Source organism: Nonomuraea basaltis (assembly GCF_005893125.1).
Classification (GTDB): domain Bacteria; phylum Actinomycetota; class Actinomycetes; order Streptosporangiales; family Streptosporangiaceae; genus Nonomuraea; species Nonomuraea basaltis.
In genome coordinates this window covers 111,962-126,188 of the sequence record NZ_VCJS01000003.1, presented here as the reverse complement: position 1 = coordinate 126,188, position 14,227 = coordinate 111,962, and the positions used below count along the sequence as shown (strand labels likewise).

Below are 14,227 nucleotides of genomic sequence, written 5' to 3'. Positions count from 1 at the left end.
CGGTCGTCGTGCCCGGGGATGCTTCTGTCCCTACGCCCGCGAGGCGGAATCAGCGGGACGTACTACACCGGAAGTAGTGACGGATTACGCCCTCCTGCGGAGGATCTCGGCCGGGAAAGACCCTAATCTGCAGGAATGAGCTCTGTGGACCGGTGGCGGCCGCTCGCCATGGACGGCGCGCTCGCCGCGGTGGTCGCCGTCATGCTGTCGGCCACCGTGCTCGGCACGCCGGGCGCGAGCGCGCTCGATCTCGCGGCAGTCCTCGTCGGGTCCCTCGTGCTGGTCGCCTGGCGCCGGGCGCCCCTGGTGCCGCTGGTCGTCAGCACGGCCTGCATGCTCGTGTACGCGGCGCACGCCGAGCCGGGCCCACCGGCCGCCTTTCCCGTGCTGGTGTCGGTGTTCGCCGCGGTCAGGGCCGACCATCGGCTGGCCGCGGCGCTGGCGAGCGCGGTGTTCCTGGGCGCCGGCCTGGCGGTGAACCTGCCCGACGCCGACGGGAGCGGGCAGAATCTCCGGAACACCGCACTGCTGGTCGGCTGGTTCCTGGCGGCCGGCGTGGCGGCGACGGTGACCCGGCACCGGCACGCGTACCTGGAGCAGGCCGAGCAGCGCGCCGCCGAGGCCGAGCGCACCCGCGAGGAGGCGGCCCGGCGCCGCGCGGGCGAGGAGCGGCTGCGCATCGCCAGAGAGCTGCACGACTCGCTCACCCACAGCATCTCGATCATCAAGGTCCAGGCCGGGGTGGCCGTCCACCTGGCCCGTAAGCGCGGCGAGGAGGTGCCCGCAGCGCTGCTGGCGATCCAGGAGGCCAGCAGCGACGCCATGCGCGAGCTGCGCGCCACGCTGGAGGTGCTGCGCGACGCCGACGGCTCCTCCGATGGCGAGGCGCCGGCCAGCGGGCTCGACCGGCTCGGCGACCTGGTGGAGCGGGCCCGCTCGACCGGCCTGCCGGCCACAGTGACGATCTCCGGCGTACGCCGCGAGTTGCCCGCCGAGGTTGACCGGGCCGCGTACCGTATCGTCCAGGAGGCCCTCACCAACGTCTCCAGGCACGCGGGCGGAGCCACGGCGGCGATACGCGTCGACTACGCGGGCGAAGAGCTGATCGTGCAGGTGGACGACGACGGAACGGCCAGCAAGGACGCGCCGCCCGTGCCCGGCGTGGGCCTGCTCGGCATGCGTGAGCGCGTGACGGCCCTCGGCGGCCGGCTGCGTGCCGAGCCCCGCCCCGAAGGCGGTTTCACCGTACGCGCCGAGCTTCCGCTGAAGGAGACGTCGCCGTTGAATGAGACGGTTCTGGCGAAAGAGGCGCTGCCCTTGAAAGAGACATCGTGATCCGCGTTCTGATCGTGGACGACCAGGCGCTCATCCGCGGCAGCTTCCGTGCCCTGCTGGAGGCCGAGGACGACATCGAGGTGGTGGCCGATGCGGCGAACGGCGAGCAGGCCGTCGCGCTCGCCCTGGAGCACCTGCCCGACGTGGCGCTGGTCGACATCCAGATGCCGGTGATGGACGGCATCGAGGCGACCCGGCGGATCGCCGCCGACGAGCGGCTGAGCGGCGTCCACGTCGTGATCCTCACCAACTACGGCCTCGACGAGTACGTCTTCAACGCGCTCCGGGCCGGTGCCGGCGGCTTCCTGGTCAAGGACACCGAGCCGGCCGACCTGCTGCAGGGCGTCAGAGTGGCGGCCCGCGGCGACGCGCTGCTCTCCCCGGCCATCACCCGCCGGCTGATCGGCGAGTACGTCGCCCGCCGCCCCGAGCCTGCGCCTCTGGGGCTCGACGTGCTCACCAACCGCGAGCGCGAGGTGACCGCGCTGGTGGCGCGCGGCCTGTCCAACGACGAGATCGCCGCCCACATGGTGATCAGCCCGACCACCGCGAAGACGCACGTCAGCCGCGCGATGACCAAGCTGCATGCCCGCGACCGCGCCCAGCTCGTGGTGTTCGCGTACGAATCCGGGCTTGTGACCCCGCGGCGTGGTGGAATAGGCCTGGATCAGTAGGAAGGGGCGGGTCGTGGGCATCGTTTCGCGCGGTTTCCGCGGAAGGCGCAGTGAGGGCGGCGACCAGCTGCCGCCCGGTCAATATCTGGTGGAGGACTTCCCGGTGCTGTCGGCCGGGCCGACCCCGCGGGTCCCGCTCGACCGGTGGGAGTTCGCCATCGACACCGAGGCGGGGCAGACCCACCGCTGGTCGTGGGAGGAGTTCACGGCACTGCCGAGCCAGACGCCGACGGTGGACCTCCACTGCGTCACCAAGTGGTCCAAGCTCGGCACCACCTGGGAGGGCGTCTCCCTCGACGTGTTCTTCGAGGACGTCGAGACCACCGCCGAATACGCGCTGGTCTACTCCTACGGCGGCTACACCACGAACATGCCGCTGGAGGACCTGCTCGACGGCAAGGCGTGGATCGCGCACCGCTACGACGGCGAGGAGCTGGAGCCCCGGCACGGCGGCCCGGCCCGGCTGCTCGTGCCGCACCTGTACCTCTGGAAGTCCGCCAAATGGGTGCGCGGCATCCGGCTGCTCAACGAGGACTGGCCCGGCTTCTGGGAGACCGCCGGCTACCACAACTATGGCGACCCGTGGCGCGAGCAGCGCTACGAGGGCGACTGAGTGCGCGGCCGCCTGCCCTGGCGGGCCGCCCGCGTGCGCGAGGTCCGCGCCGAGACCGCCACCGCCCGCACGCTGGTCTTCGACGTGCCCGGCTGGCCCGGTCACCTTGCGGGACAGCACGTGGACGTGCGGCTCACGGCCGACGACGGCTACACCGCGCAGCGCAGCTACTCGCTGGCCGCGCCCGCCGACGGCGACCTGGTCGAGCTCACCGTGGAGACCGTGCCCGACGGCGAGGTGTCGCCGTACCTGACCGAGGTCATCGAGGCCGGCGACCAGGTCGAGCTCCGCGGCCCGGTGGGCGGCTGGTTCGTCTGGCGGCCGGCGAGCAAGGCGCCGGTGCTGCTGGTCGGCGGCGGGTCGGGGATCGTGCCGCTGATGGCCATGATCAGGGCCCGCCGGCAGGCGGGCAACCGGGTGCCGTTCCGGCTGCTCTACTCGCTGCGCGACCAGGACAGCCGCTACTACGCCGCGGAGTTGCGGCGCCCCGAGCCCGGGCTCGACGTCGCCTACCTCTACACCAGGGCCGTGCCACCCGGCGTGTCCCGCGCGGCCGGCCGCATCGCGCTGACCGACATGGCCGAGGGCGGCTGGCCGGCCGACTTCGCGCCGGACTGCTACGTGTGCGGGCCGACCGGCTTCGTGGAGGCGGCCGCCGACCTGCTGCTCGCGCTCGGGCACGCGCCGGAGCAGATCAGAACCGAACGATTCGGCCCGACCGGAGGCTGACATGACCGCAGAACACCTGGACGGAAACGCCCTGGCGGGCCCGCTCGGCGAGATCTTCGCCGTGGACGTCACCGCCGCCACCGGCCGCTGCGCGAGCTGCGGACTGACGGGTCCCGTCGCCTCGCTCCGCGTGTACGGCCCCGAGCCCGGCCTGGTGGCCCGCTGCCCCGGCTGCGACGAGGTGGTGCTCAGGCTGGTCCGCGGCCCCGGCACGGCCTGGCTGGATCTGCGCGGCACGGTGTCGCTCCGCATGACCATGCCCGACTGACCCCGCGATCGTCCCTGACTGTGCCATGACCTGGTCCGACTGAGTACACTCAGTCACGATCAACGGCCGAGATCCCTACGGCAAGGCCGTGCTCATGGCCAGGGGCGGCGGCCCCTTCGGCCCCGACCCTGTGGGAGTCACGTGAGCAGCGGGCTTGTCGACGCGCCGCCCTCCGGGCCCGGCGCGCCGCCACGACGGCGGCGCCATTGGCTGCGCTGGGCGGTCGCGGTCGCGGTGACCCTCGTCCTCCTGGTCGCGGGCGTCGCGGTGGGCGTCTGGACCAAGCTGATCGGCAACGTCAGGCACGTCGACGTCACCGCCGACGACCTCGGCGCCACCCGCCCGCCCAAGGTCGCCGGCACCGCGATGAACGTCCTGGTCGTCGGCTCCGACCAGCGCAACGGCAAGAACGCCAGGTACGGCCGGGTCGCGGGCGAGCGCACCGACACGATCATGCTGGTCCACGTGTCGTCACAGCGCGACAACGCGATGGTCATCAGCTTCCCGCGCGACTCGCTGGTCCAGCTGCCCGCCTGCCGCGCCACCGGCGGCCTGCCCGGGCAGCGGCCGCACCTCGGCATGATCAACGAGTCGTTCAACTCCGGGGGCATCGCCTGCACCTGGAAGACGATCGAGACGCTGACCCGCATCCACATCGACCACTTCGTCAAGGTCGACTTCACCGGCTTCAAGAGCATGGTGGACGCCGTGGGCGGCGTGGAGGTCTGCCTGCCGCAGCGCGTGGACGACAAGAAGGCGCTGCTGCACCTGCCGGCCGGGCGGCAGACGCTCGACGGCGAGCAGGCGCTCGGCTACGTACGCGCCCGCTACAGCCTGGGCGACGGTTCCGACATCGGGCGCATCCAGCGGCAGCAGATGTTCATCGCCTCGATGGTCAAGAAGGTGATGAGCGGCGAGACGCTCTCCGACCCGGCCAAGCTCCTGGGCATCCTCGACGCCGGCACCAAGGCGGTGACCACCGACCGCGGCCTGTCCGTGGGCGTCATGAAAGACCTGGCCGCAAGCCTCCAGGGCCTGGACGCCGGCAAGATCCGCTTCATCACCACCCCGTGGCACTACTCCCTCACCCAGCCCGGCCGGGTCGAGTGGGTGCAGGCGCAGGCCGGCCGGCTGTTCCAGATCGTCGCCAGGGACCAGAGCGTCGAGGGCATCAAGGGCGGCCAGGCCAAGGTGGCCCGGCCCAAGATCCAGATCGAGCTGCGCAACGGCACCTGGCGCAGCGGGCTGGGCAGCCAGGTGGCGGCCTTCCTCGAGCAGCGCGGCTACCACATCACGAAGATCGGGGACTCGGCACGCAAGCCGCAGCCGAAGACCGCGATCCTCTACGGCCCGGATGGCGAGACCCGCGTCCCCACGCTGGCCGGCGACCTGCTCGCCGCCGCGCCCAGGGAGGTCGCGGCGGCGCGGACGAACCGGCTGGTGCTCGTGATCGGCGACGACTGGCAGGGCCTGAAGCCGCTGCGCTCGGACGACACGGAGTCGCTCAAGGGCTTCGACGCCACCCACGACTCGTGCGCCACCTGACCTTCCCGGAACGCCGGAGCATCAGCGGGCTTCGGAGAGACCACCCCCGTCAATGGCGGTGAACCCGGCATCCTCGATCAACGGCACCACGGCCTTCTTGGCCCCGTCGTCGTCGCCCCAGTAGGGCATGTCGGCCCGCGTCCCGCCGCCCTGCCCGGCCGTGCCGAGCTCCAGCAGCTCGTTGGGGTACTTGGTGTTGAACGTCCGCACCAGCCGCACCCCCGGCCCCAGCACGTGCTGCTGGTACTGCGGACTGGTCAACCCGTCCGGGACCGCCACCGCCGTCGCCGTGCCGTCGCGATCGGTGATCGGATTGCTCGGATCGATGACGATCTTTCCGGCGAGCTCCCCGCCGAGCTCCTCCACCACCGCAGGGAACGCCTCCCACCACACCGCCATGATGACGACCTCGCCGAACCGCGCGGCCTCGATCGGTGAGCCGTCCCTGACCTGGCCACCGGCCGCCGCGGCGGCGGCCGCCGCCGCACGGGAGGGCTCGGTGTCGCTGAAGCACACGTCGTGGCCGGCGACCGCGAGCAGGCGTCCGAGCGGCGCGCCGAGCTTCCCAGAACCCACGATTCCCACACGCATGTGTCGATCACCTCGCCCCCGGGAACTGCCCCGAGCCGCCGCCGACATTCCTGACTTTGCGCGTGACAGGAACAGCCTTGGTCACGAAGACCCCTCCCGCGGCCATCTCCCGGCCCACTGACGTCGCTCGTCTGAGGCCGCTGTACAGTCCCCTTCCGTGCTGTACGGCAGAGCCGCGGAGACCGCCGCGATCGACGCCCTGATCACCTCCGCCCGCACCGGCGAGGGCCGCGCACTGGCGCTGCGCGGCGAGGCAGGCGTCGGCAAGTCAGCCCTCCTGGACCACGCCGCCCACCGTGCGCGCTCCGAGACCGTCACATCGGCCGACTCGCGGGCGGACGCCGAAGCCGTCGCACCGGCGCGCTCGCGAGCGGGGGCGATGCGGGTGTTGCGGGCGGGCGGGATCGAGTCGGAGTCCGACCTGGCTTTCGCCGCCCTGCACCAGCTGCTCCACCCGGTGATCGACCTCCTCGACGCGCTCCCCGAGCCGCAACGCGACGCCCTTTCCGGGGCGCTCGGCCTGGCCGCCGCGCCCGGCTCGGACCGCTTCCTGGTCTCGGCGGGCGTCCTGTCGCTGCTGGCCGAGGCGGCGGCGCCGCACGGGCTGCTGTGCCTGATCGACGACGTCCAATGGTTCGACCGGGCGTCGGCGGACGCGCTGCTGTTCGCGGCGAGGCGGCTGCGGACCGAGAGCATCGCGATGTTGCTGGCCGTCCGCGGGGACGCCGTGCTCAAGGGCGTGCCCGAGCTGCGCGTCGGCGGCCTGGACGAGGCCGGCGCCGGTCGGCTCCTGGACTCCGCCGTCACCGTCGCCTCCGAGGTCAGGACGCAGCTGACGGCCCTGACCGGAGGCAACCCGCTCGTGCTCCGCGAGACGGCCGCGTCGCTGTCACCCGACCAGCTCGCCGGTCGAGTCCCGTTGCCCGATCCACTGCCGGGCGGCGAGCAGCTGTTCGGAGAGCAGGTGGCCCGGCTGTCTCAAGGCGCCCGCCGTCTCGTCCTGCTCGCCTCCCTGGAGAGTGACCTCGCCCTCGTCCTCCGCGCCGCCACCCACCTCACCGTCTCCTGGCCGGACGCGACCGGAACCCGGCGCGACGTCGGATCCACCGGGCCGGGAGCCGCCGGGAGCGTGCCTGTCGAGCCGGGAAGCGATGGGGTGCTGCATGAGGTGGAGGCCGCCGGGCTGGTGACAGTGACGGGCGGGGTGATCCGGTTCCGGCATCCGCTCGTCAGGTCGGCCGTGCACGCCGCCGCCACCTCCGTGCAGGTCCGCGCCGCGCACGCCGCACTCGCCGAGCTGGTGGACGGCGACAGGCGTGCCCTGCACCTGGCCGCGGCCAGGGTGGGCACGGACGAGGCGGTGGCCGCCGCACTGGCGGAGTCCGCCGAACGGGCACGGGCCAGGGGTGGGTACGGCGACGCCGCGACGGCCCTCGCCAGGGCGGCCGAGCTCACCCCCGATCCGCTCGTCAGGGCAGAGCGACTGAAGGACGCCGCCACCGCCGCCTGGCTCGGCGGCCGCCCCGGCCAGGCGCAAAGCCACCTCGCCGAGGCCCGCGACCTGGCCGAAGCCCACGGACTCGCCGGCATCGCCGAACCGGCCGAGACGCTCACCCCACACGCCGGCGCGCCGGCCGCCGAGCCGGGAGGCCCCCGGCCGGCAGGCGTCCGGCCAGGTAGGCGGGTCGGGCTGCTTGAGGAGATCGCGCAGTTGCGGGGGCGGTTCGAGTTGAACTCGGGGGACGCGGCGGAGGCGATGAGGATTCTGGCGGCAGGCCAGACGATCGAGATGCTCGCCGATGCCTCCGAGGCGGCGAGCTACGTGGGCGACGTGGCGGCCATCGTGGAGTTGGGACGGCGGGCCAGGGCATACGCCCCCGGCTTCCTGCGGGACGTGGTGGCCGGGATCGGGGCCATGCTGGACGACGGCACCGGTGGTGACCTGCTGCGCGGGGCGCTGGCTCGTACCGGTGAGCTGACCGGGGCGGCGGAGCTGCTGTGGGCGTCGGCGGCGGCCAGCTATCTCGGGGAGGCCGACGTGTCCGCTGAGCTGGTCGAGCGGGCCGGGCGGGCGGCCAGGGTGTCGGGGATGGTGGGGCAACTGCCCGTCGTGCTGGAGTTCGTGTCGACGGCCGAGCGGATCAAGGGCAGGCTCGCCGAGAGCGCCGCGATCGCGGAAGAGGGGCTGGAGCTGGCGCGCGAGGCCGGATACCGCAACTCCGTCGCCGCCCACCTGGCGAACCTGGCCGTGGTGTCGGCCCTGCGGGGCGAGGAGGAGCAGTGCCGCCGCCAGGCGGAGGAGGCGCTGGCCATCGCGATCCCGCACCGCATCGGGCTGCGCGCGGGCGTGGCCGCGTACGCGCTGGCGATGCTGGATCTGGGCATGGGACGGTACGCGGCGGCGCACGCGCGGTTCGTCTCCATCACCACGGCCGGCCCCGGCGCCGGGCAGCCGACAGTGGTATGGCGCTCCACGCCGGACCGGGTGGAGGCGGCCGTGGCGGCAGGCGAGTACGAGGCCGCCAGGGAGGCGGTGGCCGGTTACGAGCGGTGGGCGGCGCACGCCACCACGGACGAGCCCCTGGCGCTGCTCGCCCGCTGCCGCGCTCTGCTCGCCGGCGTGAGCGGACGGTCCGGCCCAGGAACCGACCAGTCCGGTGCCGGGGCCGAGCTGTCCGGTGGCGGAACCGAGCTGTCCGGCGGCGGGGCCGAGCTGTTCGAGGAGGCGTTGCGCCGGCACGGCGAGCCGTTCGAGCGGGCACGTACAGCCCTGCTGTACGGCGAGCGCCTGCGCCGCGCGCAGCAGCCCGGTCAGGCGCGGCACCATCTGCGCGCGGCGCTGGAGACGTTCGAGCGGCTGGGCGCCAAGCCGTGGGCCAAGCGAGCGCACGGCGAGCTGCGAGCGGCGGGCGAGACGGTGGCCCGGCCGGAGAGCGACGCGCTGGCCGCGCTGACCCCGCAGGAGCTGCGGATCGCCCGGCTGGTGGCGGAGGGGGCGTCCAGCAAGGAGGTGGCGGCGCGGCTGTTCCTCAGCCCGCGCACCGTCGAGTACCACCTCTACAAGATCTATCCCAAACTGGGCATCTCCACCCGTACTGAACTGGCCCGGCTGCTCTGAACGCCAGTAGTCCTACGGAAGGCATCCGTAGCGATCCGGGGCAGGCTCGAGTCATGCAAACGAACATGATCGAAATTGACGGCGGGGAGCTCTGGACCGAGGAGTTCGGAGACGTCACACACCCGCCGATCCTGCTGGTGATGGGGTCGATGACGCAGGGGATCCTGTGGCCGGACGAGTTCGTCGGGCGGCTGGTCGCCGCGGGCCGGCGGGTCGTCAGGTACGACCACCGCGACACCGGCAAGTCGGCCACCTTCGACTTCGAGAAGCAGCCGTACACGTGGCTCGACATCAAGGACGACGTGCTGCGCGTGCTGGACGCGTACGGGCTGGACAGCGCCCACCTCGTCGGCCACTCGGCGGGCGGGCTGCTCGGCCAGCTGATCGCCGTCGAGCACCCGGAACGGGTGCGCACGCTCACCGTGATCGGATCCTCGCCGCTGGGCGGGCGCGAGGGCGAGGTGCTCATGCGGGCGCTCACCGGGCAGCCGCAGCCGGAGGGCAGCCTGCCGCCGCCCAGGCCGGAGTTCGTGGAGTTCTACACGAAGTGGATCGCCGCGCCACCGCCCTCCGACCGGCGCGAGCAGATCGACCGCATGATCGCGGAGGCGCGGTTGCTGCACGGCACCGCGTTGCCGTTCGACGAGGACGCCGAGCGGCGCCTTCAGGAACGCGTGCTCGAACGGGCCCGCGACCTGCCGGCCGTGGTCAACCACCGCCTGGCGCACGCCGCCTCCCCGGACTTCGAGCCGGTGGACGCGCTGGGCCGGGTGAAGGCGCCCACGCTGGTCATCGAGGGCACGCACGAGCCCGCAAAGCCCGGCCACGGCGCGATCATCGCCGAGCGGATCCCCGGCGCGGAGCTGCGGATGATCGACGGGATGGGGCACATGCTGCCGCCCCAGGCGTACGAGGAGCTGGCCACGGCGATCGTCCGCCACACTAGGCGATGAGGCCCGAGAGGGCGGCGAGCGCGTCCACGACCTGGCGGGAGTCGGGCGTGCTCGCCTGATCTTCGGCATCCGGGACGCCGGGCGTGTCGGCCGGCTGCTGGAGACCGAGCTGGGCGACCAGGAGATCCGCGACGAGCTGATCACCATGCTGATCGCCGGCCACGAGACCACCGCCACCGGCCTGGCGTGGGCCTTCGAGCGGCTCCTGCGCCTGCCCGAGGCCCTCGAACGGCTGCCGGACCACGAGCCCTATCTCGACGCGGTGGTCAAGGAGGTGCTACGCGTCCGGCCCGTCGTCTATGAGGCGGCGCGCCTGCTCGACGCCCCGCTCCGGCTGGGCGAGTACGAGATCCCGGCCGGCTGGTACGCCGGACCGTACATCCCGCTCGTGCATCGCGACCCAGACGTGTTCGACGCACCGGAGGAGTTCCGCCCGGAACGCTTCCTGGACGGACGCCAGAGCAGGGCGTGGATGCCGTTCGGCGGCGGCCGGCGCTTCTGCGTCGGCGCGCAACTCGCCCTGCTGGAGATGCGCGTCATCATCCGGGAGGTGCTGCACCGCCTGGAACTCGCGGCGCCCGATCAGGCACCGGAGGCCAGGCGGCTGAAGAACGTCACCCTCGCTCCCGCGAAGCTGACGCGCGTCATTGCGCGCGCTCGGACTCCTGCTCGGACGGCGTAGGCGGGGAGATCTCCTCGCTCCGCTCGTCCGCGCCCAGCTCCTTGCGCAGCCGGTCGTAGTCGATGTTGTGGTTCGTGTACTTCAGCTGGCGAGCGACCTTCGTCTGCTTCGCCTTGGCTCTTCCTCGGCCCATGGCTACTCCCTAGTCCCCGCTGTCATGCTATCCAACAACGTTACGACTTGAAGAATTATGCAACTTCACTGGATTACTCTGGGCTATATGCACGTGGAGGTCTACCAGGCCAAGGCCGACTTCTTCCGAACGCTCGGCCACCCCGCTCGCATCCGAGTGTTGGAGCTACTCCAGGAAGGGCCGCTACCCGTCAGGGATCTGCTGGCCCAGATCGACATCGAGCCGTCGAGTCTTTCCCAGCAGCTCGCGGTCCTGCGCAGGGCCGGAATCGTGAGCGCCATCCGCGAGGGCAGCACCGTGGTCTACACGCTGGCCACGCCGGAGCTGGCCGATCTGCTCGGCACCGCTCGCCGCATCCTCACCGACATGCTCGCCGACCAGGGCGAGCTGCTCGCGGAGCTGCGAGCCGAGGTCACCTAACCACCAGCGGCCAGGCGCCGCCCTGCACACCGGCTGCCGGATGGGCCGAAGAGCAGATCAGTTAGGCTTCGGCCCATGGTCTCCGAGTTGTTCGATCCCAAGGCGTGGCAGGCGGTCGAGGGATTCGACTTCACCGACATCACCTACCATCGGGCGCTGGACCAGGGCACGGTGCGGATCGCCTTCAACCGCCCAGAAGTACGCAACGCCTTCCGTCCCCAGACGGTGGACGAGCTCTATCGCGCGCTCGACCACGCGCGGCAGACCACCGACGTCGGGTGCGTGCTGCTCACCGGCAACGGCCCGTCGCCCAAGGACGGCGGCTGGGCCTTCTGCTCGGGCGGCGACCAGCGCATCAGGGGCAAGGACGGCTACCAGTACGCCGACGGCTCGGCCTCGACCGGCCGCCTGCACATCCTGGAGGTGCAGCGCCTGATCCGCTTCATGCCCAAGGTCGTGATCTGCGTGGTGCCCGGCTGGGCCGCGGGCGGCGGGCACAGCCTGCACGTCGTGGCGGATCTCACACTGGCCAGCGCGGAGCACGCGCGCTTCAAGCAGACCGACGCCGACGTGGCCAGCTTCGACGGCGGCTTCGGCTCGGCCTACCTGGCGCGGCAGGTCGGGCAGAAGTTCGCCCGCGAGATCTTCTTCCTCGGCGACGAATACTCCGCGGCCGACGCCCACCGCATGGGCATGGTCAACGCCGTGGTGCCGCACGAGGAGCTGGAGGTCGCCGCCCTGGAGTGGGCCCGCAAGATCAACGGCAAGTCGCCCACGGCCCAGCGGATGCTGAAGTTCGCCTTCAACATGATCGACGACGGGCTGGTCGGACAGCAGGTGTTCGCGGGTGAGGCGACGCGGCTGGCGTACATGACGGACGAGGCGGCCGAGGGCCGCGACTCCTTCCTGGAGAAGCGCGCTCCCGACTGGTCGCCCTTCCCCTGGCACTACTGACGGCCCGACACTACCGCGGCAGGCCGACGTGACCAGCGTGAACACCCCGTTCCTGGGGCGCCCCAGGGTCTGGATGAGGGGAAGCCCCAGCCCTTGACCCCAGGGCAGGCTGGGGGCATGAGGATCACGGTTCCGGAGGCGTTGACCGAGTCACATGTGAAGTACGACGGGGAGGCCGGGCGCGCCTGGTCCGCCGGGCTGCCCGCGCTGGGCGAGCGGTATCTGGAGGAATGGGGGCTGCGGCTCGACGGCGAGCCCGGGCATGGAGTGGTGTCCTTGGTGCTGCCGGTGGTCCGCGAGGACGGGACGCAAGCCGCGCTCAAGCTGCAGCCCGTCACCGACGAGAACGCCAGCGAGGCGATCGGGCTGCGCGCCTGGGACGGGGACGCGTCGGTACGGCTGCTGGAGTCCGACCCCGAGACCGGCACCATGCTGCTGGAACGGCTGCATGCCGGCCGTCCTCTGTCGGCCGTGCCCGACGACGTCGAGGCGATGACGATCCTGACCGAGCTGCTCGTGCGGCTCGTGGCCCATCCCGCGCCCGAGGGGATGCGCCGGCTCGAGGACATCGCCCAGGCCATGCTCGACGACGTGGACGAGGCCATCAAGGCGCTGCCGCGCGAGCGGGACCGCTTCTGGCTGCGGTGGTGCGCGGACGCCGTCGCCGAGCTCGTCCCCGAGCCCGGCGACCGGCTGCTGCACTGGGACCTGCACTACGACAACGTGCTGGCGGGCGACAGGGAGCCGTGGCTGGCCATCGACCCCAAGCCGCTGGCCGGCGACCCGGGGTTCGACCTATGGCCTGCCCTGTGGAACCGGTGGGACGACGTGGTCGCGACCGGCGACATGACGCGGGCGGTGCTGCGCCGCTTCGACCAGATGGTGGACGGGCTCGGGCTCGACCCGCAGCGGGCGGCCGGCTGGACGCTGGGCCGGGTGCTGCAGAACGGCCTGTGGAACGTCGAGGACGGCGAGAGCGAGCTCGGCGAGATCGACCTCATCGTGGCCGAGGCCGTACGCCACCGTCAGCGCGGATGAGAAACCTGCTGAATGGACTGCCGCTACGGCCTTGACCAGGCACAACAGTGGGACGGCAGGCTGATGAGCAGGTTTCTCGTCCGGAGTCACATCGTCAGGACGATCTTCCCCTGGCCGTGCCCGGTCTCGATCTCCCGATGCGCGTCCGCGGCCTCCTCCAACCGGTACGCCCGCCGCACCGGGAACGTGAACCGCCCCTCGGCGTACAGCGAGGCGTACCGCCCGAGCCGCTCGGCCGTCCGATCGCCCCGCACGACGCGCACGCCCAGCTCGGCCGCCTTGCCGTGCTCGACCAGCGTGACGATCCGCCCACGGTCGGGGACCAGCTCCAGCGAGACCTCCAGCGCATGGCCCCCGGCGCCGTCCAGCGCCGCGTCGACCCCGCCGGGCGCGAGCGCGCGGACCCGGCCGGCGAGCCCCTCCCCGTAGACGACGGGAACGGCGCCGAGGTCGCGCAGGTAGTCGTGGTTCGTCTCGCGGGCGGTGCCGATCACCGTCGCCCCGCGCATCCTGGCGATCTGCACGGCCGCCGTGCCCACTGATCCGGCCGCGCCGTGGACGAGCAGCGTCTCGCCTTCCTTGACGCCGAGCCCGTCGAGGGCCAGCTCCGCCGTCTGCACGCCCGCGGTCAGCCCGCCGGCCACCTCCCACGGCACGCCCGCGGGCTTGGGCGCCACGTCAGTGCCGTCCACCACGATGTACTCGGCGTAGGCGAACAGCTTCGAGAACCCGAGCACCTCGTCCCCGGCGGACACCCCGGTCACGCCCTCCCCCACCTGGTCCACCACGCCCGCGAACTCGTTGCCCGGGATGCGCGGGAAATCGGCCGCCGATATGTACGGCGGCAGCCACCCCGTCCGTACCGCCGCGTCGAACGGCTGCACGCCGGCCGCCCGCACGCGCACGCGTACCTGCCCCGGGCCCGCCTGGGGCGCCGGGAGCTCCATCACTTTCAGTACCTCGGGACCACCTGGCTCGGCGAAGGCCGCCGCCCTCATCAGTTCTTCCATGCCGACCAGCCTGCTACCTAAACCATGGTTGAGGTCAACTCCCGCGACACGTAACCCCGTTTGGGGAACTTTCTCCTTTACTCGGTCTTTATCTGGATATAGTCCGTCAGGACATCACACGGGGATGGGGCACACCGAGGCGGGATGGCCGAGTTCATAGACAT

16 protein-coding genes are annotated in these 14,227 nt (G+C 72.1%); 12 read left to right on the top strand and 4 right to left on the bottom strand.

Annotation, left to right across the window (positions count from 1 at the left end; genetic code table 11):
• Nucleotides 1-135: 135 nt before the first annotated feature.
• The 6 genes from EJK15_RS02255 (at nt 136) to EJK15_RS02230 (ending at nt 5,164) form a co-directional block, all read left to right on the top strand.
• Nucleotides 136-1,335, top strand: a complete 1,200-nt coding sequence (locus EJK15_RS02255) for a sensor histidine kinase (protein WP_138708649.1) — start codon at nt 136-138, stop codon at nt 1,333-1,335.
• A complete protein-coding gene (locus EJK15_RS02250; protein WP_138708648.1) occupies nt 1,332-2,009 on the top strand; it encodes a response regulator in 678 nt (225 codons plus the stop codon). Before EJK15_RS02255 ends, EJK15_RS02250 begins: the two co-directional genes overlap by 4 nt.
• 13 nt (nt 2,010-2,022) lie before the next feature.
• Nucleotides 2,023-2,622, top strand: coding sequence for a sulfite oxidase-like oxidoreductase (locus tag EJK15_RS02245; protein ID WP_138708647.1), 600 nt, complete (start codon nt 2,023-2,025; stop codon nt 2,620-2,622).
• Nucleotides 2,623-3,351: a ferredoxin reductase gene (locus EJK15_RS02240; RefSeq protein ID WP_138708646.1), complete on the top strand. Its 729-nt coding sequence runs from the start codon at nt 2,623-2,625 to the stop codon at nt 3,349-3,351.
• A 1-nt stretch (nt 3,352) separates the two neighbouring features.
• Entirely contained in the window at nt 3,353-3,619 is a 267-nt protein-coding gene (locus EJK15_RS02235; protein ID WP_138708645.1) for a DUF6510 family protein, read from the top strand.
• Between the two features lie 141 nt (nt 3,620-3,760).
• On the top strand, nt 3,761-5,164 hold the full coding sequence (locus EJK15_RS02230; protein WP_138708644.1) for an LCP family protein: 1,404 nt from the start codon (nt 3,761-3,763) through the stop codon (nt 5,162-5,164).
• A gap of 21 nt (nt 5,165-5,185) precedes the next feature.
• On the opposite strand, the gene EJK15_RS02225 is transcribed toward EJK15_RS02230, so the two are convergent.
• Nucleotides 5,186-5,755, bottom strand: a complete 570-nt coding sequence (locus tag EJK15_RS02225) for an NADPH-dependent F420 reductase (protein ID WP_171074053.1) — start codon at nt 5,753-5,755, stop codon at nt 5,186-5,188.
• A 157-nt stretch (nt 5,756-5,912) separates the two neighbouring features.
• Between EJK15_RS02225 and EJK15_RS02220 the strand changes: the two genes are divergently transcribed.
• Both EJK15_RS02220 and EJK15_RS02215 read left to right on the top strand, forming a co-directional pair.
• Entirely contained in the window at nt 5,913-8,873 is a 2,961-nt protein-coding gene (locus EJK15_RS02220; RefSeq protein WP_138708642.1) for a helix-turn-helix transcriptional regulator, read from the top strand.
• 65 nt (nt 8,874-8,938) lie between these two features.
• Nucleotides 8,939-9,826: an alpha/beta fold hydrolase gene (locus EJK15_RS02215; RefSeq protein ID WP_138708641.1), complete on the top strand. Its 888-nt coding sequence runs from the start codon at nt 8,939-8,941 to the stop codon at nt 9,824-9,826.
• Here the strand turns inward: EJK15_RS02215 and EJK15_RS70010 are convergent.
• Complete coding sequence (locus EJK15_RS70010) at nt 9,816-9,989, bottom strand: hypothetical protein (RefSeq protein ID WP_171074052.1); 174 nt, start codon at nt 9,987-9,989, stop codon at nt 9,816-9,818. The genes EJK15_RS02215 and EJK15_RS70010 overlap by 11 nt on opposite strands.
• Between EJK15_RS70010 and EJK15_RS02210 the strand changes: the two genes are divergently transcribed.
• Nucleotides 9,972-10,508 carry a cytochrome P450 gene (locus EJK15_RS02210; protein ID WP_138708640.1) on the top strand — a complete coding sequence of 179 codons (537 nt, stop codon included), beginning with the start codon at nt 9,972-9,974 and terminating at the stop codon, nt 10,506-10,508. The two genes, EJK15_RS70010 and EJK15_RS02210, sit on opposite strands and share 18 nt — an antisense overlap.
• On the opposite strand, the gene EJK15_RS02205 is transcribed toward EJK15_RS02210, so the two are convergent.
• Nucleotides 10,471-10,641 carry a DUF3073 domain-containing protein gene (locus EJK15_RS02205; protein WP_138708639.1) on the bottom strand — a complete coding sequence of 57 codons (171 nt, stop codon included), beginning with the start codon at nt 10,639-10,641 and terminating at the stop codon, nt 10,471-10,473. The genes EJK15_RS02210 and EJK15_RS02205 overlap by 38 nt on opposite strands.
• An 87-nt stretch (nt 10,642-10,728) precedes the next feature.
• Here EJK15_RS02205 and EJK15_RS02200 point away from each other — a divergent pair, with 87 nt between their 5' ends.
• The 3 genes from EJK15_RS02200 to EJK15_RS02190 all read left to right on the top strand — a co-directional run bounded on the left by EJK15_RS02200 (nt 10,729) and on the right by EJK15_RS02190 (nt 13,053).
• The gene (locus tag EJK15_RS02200) at nt 10,729-11,061 is read left to right on the top strand and encodes an ArsR/SmtB family transcription factor (protein ID WP_138708638.1); all 333 of its coding nucleotides are present in this window, start codon (nt 10,729-10,731) and stop codon (nt 11,059-11,061) included.
• A 75-nt stretch (nt 11,062-11,136) separates the two neighbouring features.
• Nucleotides 11,137-12,015, top strand: a complete 879-nt coding sequence (locus EJK15_RS02195; protein WP_138708637.1) for a 1,4-dihydroxy-2-naphthoyl-CoA synthase — start codon at nt 11,137-11,139, stop codon at nt 12,013-12,015.
• A 117-nt stretch (nt 12,016-12,132) separates the two neighbouring features.
• A complete protein-coding gene (locus tag EJK15_RS02190) occupies nt 12,133-13,053 on the top strand; it encodes an aminoglycoside phosphotransferase family protein (RefSeq protein ID WP_138708636.1) in 921 nt (306 codons plus the stop codon).
• Nucleotides 13,054-13,139: 86 nt separating this feature from the next.
• Here EJK15_RS02190 and EJK15_RS02185 read toward each other — a convergent pair whose 3' ends face one another.
• Entirely contained in the window at nt 13,140-14,051 is a 912-nt protein-coding gene (locus tag EJK15_RS02185) for an NADP-dependent oxidoreductase (protein WP_138708684.1), read from the bottom strand.
• Nucleotides 14,052-14,227 lie beyond the last annotated feature (176 nt).

Excerpts from the sequence above, each read along its gene's own strand:
- EJK15_RS02255 (WP_138708649.1), top strand. The coding sequence starts at position 136 with ATGAGCTCTGTGGACCGGTGGCGGCCGCTCGCCATGGACGGCGCGCTC.
- EJK15_RS02235 (WP_138708645.1), top strand. The coding sequence starts at position 3,353 with ATGACCGCAGAACACCTGGACGGAAACGCCCTGGCGGGCCCGCTCGGC.
- EJK15_RS02225 (WP_171074053.1), bottom strand. The coding sequence starts at position 5,755 with ATGCGTGTGGGAATCGTGGGTTCTGGGAAGCTCGGCGCGCCGCTCGGA.
- EJK15_RS02215 (WP_138708641.1), top strand. The coding sequence starts at position 8,939 with ATGATCGAAATTGACGGCGGGGAGCTCTGGACCGAGGAGTTCGGAGAC.
- EJK15_RS02210 (WP_138708640.1), top strand. The coding sequence starts at position 9,972 with ATGCTGATCGCCGGCCACGAGACCACCGCCACCGGCCTGGCGTGGGCC.
- EJK15_RS02205 (WP_138708639.1), bottom strand. The coding sequence starts at position 10,641 with ATGGGCCGAGGAAGAGCCAAGGCGAAGCAGACGAAGGTCGCTCGCCAG.
- EJK15_RS02200 (WP_138708638.1), top strand. The coding sequence starts at position 10,729 with ATGCACGTGGAGGTCTACCAGGCCAAGGCCGACTTCTTCCGAACGCTC.
- EJK15_RS02195 (WP_138708637.1), top strand. The coding sequence starts at position 11,137 with ATGGTCTCCGAGTTGTTCGATCCCAAGGCGTGGCAGGCGGTCGAGGGA.
- EJK15_RS02190 (WP_138708636.1), top strand. The coding sequence starts at position 12,133 with ATGAGGATCACGGTTCCGGAGGCGTTGACCGAGTCACATGTGAAGTAC.
- EJK15_RS02185 (WP_138708684.1), bottom strand. The coding sequence starts at position 14,051 with ATGAGGGCGGCGGCCTTCGCCGAGCCAGGTGGTCCCGAGGTACTGAAA.